Annotated in this window: 3 protein-coding genes; all 3 read right to left on the bottom strand. The window is 37.3% G+C overall.

Going from position 1 to position 4883, the window contains the following annotated elements; all coding sequences use genetic code 11:
- Positions 1 to 205: 205 nt before the first annotated feature.
- The 3 genes from ACVRZH_RS09820 to ACVRZH_RS09810 all read right to left on the bottom strand — a co-directional run bounded on the left by ACVRZH_RS09820 (position 206) and on the right by ACVRZH_RS09810 (position 4633).
- Positions 206 to 1612, bottom strand: coding sequence for a TIGR00366 family protein (locus ACVRZH_RS09820; protein WP_447455101.1), 1407 nt, complete (start codon positions 1610 to 1612; stop codon positions 206 to 208).
- A 325-nt stretch (positions 1613 to 1937) separates the two neighbouring features.
- On the bottom strand, positions 1938 to 3494 hold the full coding sequence (locus tag ACVRZH_RS09815; protein WP_447455100.1) for a helicase HerA-like domain-containing protein: 1557 nt from the start codon (positions 3492 to 3494) through the stop codon (positions 1938 to 1940).
- Between the two features lie 284 nt (positions 3495 to 3778).
- Entirely contained in the window at positions 3779 to 4633 is an 855-nt protein-coding gene (locus tag ACVRZH_RS09810) for a bifunctional methylenetetrahydrofolate dehydrogenase/methenyltetrahydrofolate cyclohydrolase (RefSeq protein ID WP_447455099.1), read from the bottom strand.
- Positions 4634 to 4883: the final 250 nt, after the last annotated feature.

The following is a 4883-nucleotide window of genomic DNA, read 5'->3' as shown; positions in this document are numbered from 1 at the left end:
TCCGAAACTTTGACAACTTTAAAAGAAGGATTTTGATTGCCTTGAACATCAAAAAGGAGAGAACCAATCTGATTCTCTCCAGATGTTAGCTTTTCATCTACCCACTACAGTTGACAAAGAGCCATTAAAAAAACCTCTAAACAGCTATATCAAGTAGCATGTCAGGGGATTTTTTGATAGCTAGGTCTTAGTTACCTTTTCAAAACTACACTAGTAGTAGATAAAGAACGACGATAACTGAAACAATTAGAACTGATGGAATTGTATAAGCTACAATTTGATTAAATTTCAACTTGAAATTAGATAAGTAAGACAAGGCCCAGAAAGGAACGATTAAGTTAGTGACAGCATCTCCTAACTGATAAGCTTGCAAAATCTTGCCTAAGCTATTACCAACTTCAAGTGTTGCTGGAACAATATATGGGGCTTCAATGACAAATTTTGAACCACCTGATGGTACTGCTATATTTAGTAATGCTGAATAAGCAAAGGCTAATACAGGCCAAGTTGTTTTGTTTGAAATGCTAACAAAGAAGTGAGAAATTTCTAACCCTAGTCCTGTGTTTTGAATAATACCAAAAATACCTGCATAGAAAGGGAATTGTAGGATTAGACCCCAAGATGACATAACACCTGCTTTAAATAGCGAAGCATAGTATTCTGGCCCTTGTTGACCACACAAGATTAAACCTAAACCTAAGAATAAGAAGTTAAAACTGTTCAAATCCAAACCTGACAGACCAACAACTGAAAATTGATAAACACTGTAGCCAAATATCATACCACCAATCAGATACATAACTGTACGTGACGCATTCATCTTCTCAGCAGGTGTATTTCTTGCAATAGAAACATGTGATGCTCCTGATAAACTTTGTTGATAGATTTCTTCGTCTAGTTCAACAATTTTAGCATCATCTTTAGGATGAGCAAAGAAGGCAAAACACAATGGTACCAACATACACAAAACGAGAATACTGATAAATTGCACATTCAAAACAGAGTCTGTTAGAGGAACGCTTTCTGGAACGATATCTTTATACATCTCAGCAACACTGTTACGTAAGTAGTTTGGTGTAGCTGAGTAGAGCACCGCTGCTCCTGATAAACCAGATGTCGCAGGTAAAAACGTAAAGAACAGAGTAGCCACAAATAGTGGTGTATGAATTTTAATGCCTTTTTTACGTGCCTGCACCAACAATTCTTTACCAAATACAATGGCAACCATCATTCCTAGTCCCCAATGTAAGTAGCCAAATAAAGAACCTACGATAATAGAGAAGATAAAAATTTGGGTTCTTGTTTTTGGTAATTTAGCGAGGAATTTGAACATTTTTTGTGCCGGTGGTGAACTAGCTACGGCATTACCAGTTGCCAATAGGATTGTCATTTGCATAGCAAAGGAGAGAAGACCCCAAAAGCCATTGACCCAACCATAAATAATACCACCTGTTTCTTGCGTACCGATTAATGGGCTGTCTGTCATTAAAACAGCCATACCGATAACTAAGAAGGTCAATATAAAACATATAAATAATGATTCAGGCATCCATTTCATAAATCCTTCTATGTAACGATCCATGAAACTTTTTTTTGTATTCTTATCTTTCATTTTGAAACTGATTCCTTTCAACATAATCGAAACTGATATAGTTACTATCAAACGTATTATTGTGTAAGCGTTCAAATCATTATTTAGATTGCCTTATAGCAATTAAGTGAAAAGGTTTTCCTTTTACATCCTTATTATCATAATAATTCACAAAAAAAGCAACTAGCTCTTTTTTATATCAACAATAATTAAAAGTTATCCTCATCACTTAGTCTTTGTTATTTATATGATTTTTAGACAAACCCTCAAAACGTTAACTAAAATCACAATAAAAGGAAGGTGAAATCATACTCCTAGAAGTCAGTGATTTCACCACATCCTATTTTCATTTCCCTTTTAAAATACCTGTAATCCCACGCGTAATAACTCGTCCTACCTCTCGACCGACTTGACTCATCAAGTTCTTAGTAAAACGATCCATCACAGAATCACTGCGTCTTGCACCTGATTGGCGATTAGCCTTTTGAGCGTCTTTAATTGCCTTCTCCTGTGCTTTCAATGCCTCTTTAGCTGCTTTTTCTTCCTGTTTAGCCTTTTCTTTGGCTAAGCGTTCAGCTTCTTTCTCCAATGCTGTCTCTTCTGCTTTTTTAATCAGCATGGCTTCTTTTTCTTGCGTCAATGCTAAAATTTGCTCATGCGCACTGTCACGATCTATAGCATCTGCATACTTATCCATCAATGGCGACTTATTGATTAGCGTTAAAACAAGACTTGGATCAATGGTACCTAGCTGACTCTGAGGAGGGTAAATCATCACCCTATCAGCCAATGATGGCGTCCCATCAGCCTGTAAAGTAGAGATAACAGCTTCACCAACCTGTAATTCTTGGATAACCCTAGCCAAATCTTGACCATCTTCTTGTCGGAAGGTTTCTGCTACAGTGGCAACTGTTTTTAACTCTTTCGGTGTAAAGGCACGAAGACCATGTTGAATACGATTGCCAAGTTGGCTTGCCACAGTATCAGGAATATCCGTCGGATTTTGAGTCACAAAGAAAACACCGACACCTTTTGAACGAATCAAACGCACAATCAATTCAATTTTCTCAAGTAAAACCTTAGGTGTATCCTTAAACAAAACATGTGCTTCATCAAAGAAGAAAACCAATTTAGGCTTATCTAAATCGCCAACTTCTGGTAATGTTTCATATAGTTCAGCCAGTAAGCTCAAAAGCACTGTTGAATACAGAGTTGGCTGATTAAAGAGGCTAGTGGCATTAAGGACATTGATAACACCTTTACCGTCTCCATCTATTCGCATCACGTCAGCAATGTCTAAACTTGGTTCACCAAAGAATACCTTACCTCCTTGTTGCTCAAGGACAACCAAACTACGTAGAATAGCACCTACCGAACGAGCTGGAATATTACCGTAATAATGGCTTAAATCTTCTGCATGCTCTGCGACATAATTAAGCATCGCCCGTAAATCCATCAAGTCAATCAGAAGTAAACCTTGTTCATCAGCGACACTAAATACAATGTTTAAAATACTCTCTTGCGTTTCATTCAGACCTAATAAGCGCGTTAATAGCACAGGTCCCATCTCTGAGATAGTCATCCGAACAGGTGTTCCCTGCTCTCCCATAACATCCCATAATTCAACAGGAAAAGCCTTTGGCTCATAACTATCATAATGAGTAGCCTCCAGACGTTCTGCTGAAATATCTTTCGTATTTTCTTGAGCTAGGCTAACCAAATCGCCCTTAATATCGGAAAGAAAGACAGGGATTCCTGCTTGACTCAGCTGCTCTGCTAAAACCTTTAACGTGACTGTTTTACCCGTACCAGTGGCTCCTGCGATAATCCCATGACGATTAAGACGTTTCAACTGTAATGTCGCAGGGGCTTGCCCATAACCAAAATACAATACTTCAGACATGATTTCTCCTTTGTGCAACAGCAAAAGTTCTGAAAACTTCCCTATGCTAAACCTTTTGATACATCTATTGTAACATAGTATAGTTAAGTATAAAAGAGTTATCATAAGGCTATCTACTGTCACTTTATCACAAGAACTACTCCTACAATGTCAGCCTAAATTCTAATGAATTAGTTCAGAGGATAAGACTAGAATAACACAGAAGGACAACTAAATAAGGTGACAAATTGTCACCCTAACAGATTATAATGGTTACCCTCCGCTCATATCTAGTTTAACTATGTTCAGCTATCTAAACTTAGAACTGCAGCATGATAAGTCTGCTCCATAAGCGTTGTGATGGTCATCGGTCCAACACCACCCGGAACTGGTGTGATATGGCTAGCAACCTCTACAGCTTCATCAAATTTAACATCTCCTATGATTTTGCCATCTGTATTATAATTGATACCGACATCAATCACCACTGCACCCTCTTTTATATACTCTTTGGTAATAAAATGACCATCTCCAATAGCAACCACCAAAATATCAGCCTGTTTTGTTTCATAAGACAGACGTTGTGTTTTTGAATGTGCTATAGTAACTGTACAACCTTCTGATAATAGTAGTTGTGCCATCGGTTTGCCGACAATATTACTACAGCCAACAACAACTGCTTTTTTTCCTTCAAGTGGGATATTATAGTATTCAAGCATCGTCATAACACCTTTGGGAGTACATGGTAACATAAGTGGATTATCCGTCCAAAGACGCCCCATATTATAGGGGTGAAAACCATCAACATCTTTTTCTGGTGAAATGGCAAGTAAAACCTTTTCCTCATCAATATGATTAGGCAAGGGCAATTGGACCAAAATACCATGGAAATCAGAATGCTGATTATAAGTCTCAATCAATTCTAATAACTGTTCTTCACTGGTTTGCTCCGGTAATCGTAAGACTTGGCTATTAAATCCTGCAGCAATCGCCGAACGTTCCTTATTTCTCACATAGACATGACTCGCAGGATCATCCCCCACTAAAATGACAACTAAGCCTGGAACAATGCCATGCTCTTTTTTTAACTGACTGACTTTATCAGCTAATTCCGCCTGTCTTTTTGTTGCTAAAGCCTTACCATCAATAATTATTGCCATGACTATCTCCTCAAATAAAGTGTAATCCAATTATAACAAAACTTAGTCATAAATGCAAAATAACGTACATTTTTTATTTTAATTATACTTTTGTTCGATAATTTATGATTTTCAGGAAGTTCATTTTATAGTCCTTTAGTTTCTGTATAGTATTTGTTATACTATACTTATGAAAAGTTACGGAATAGATTTTAGAAAACGAGTTATTGCTTATGTAGAGACTGGTCATTCCAAAAAAGAAACGTGTCAG

Source organism: Streptococcus fryi, assembly GCF_053206505.1.
Note: the sequence above shows the minus strand (reverse complement) of the source record. Positions and strands in the feature narration are given on the sequence as shown.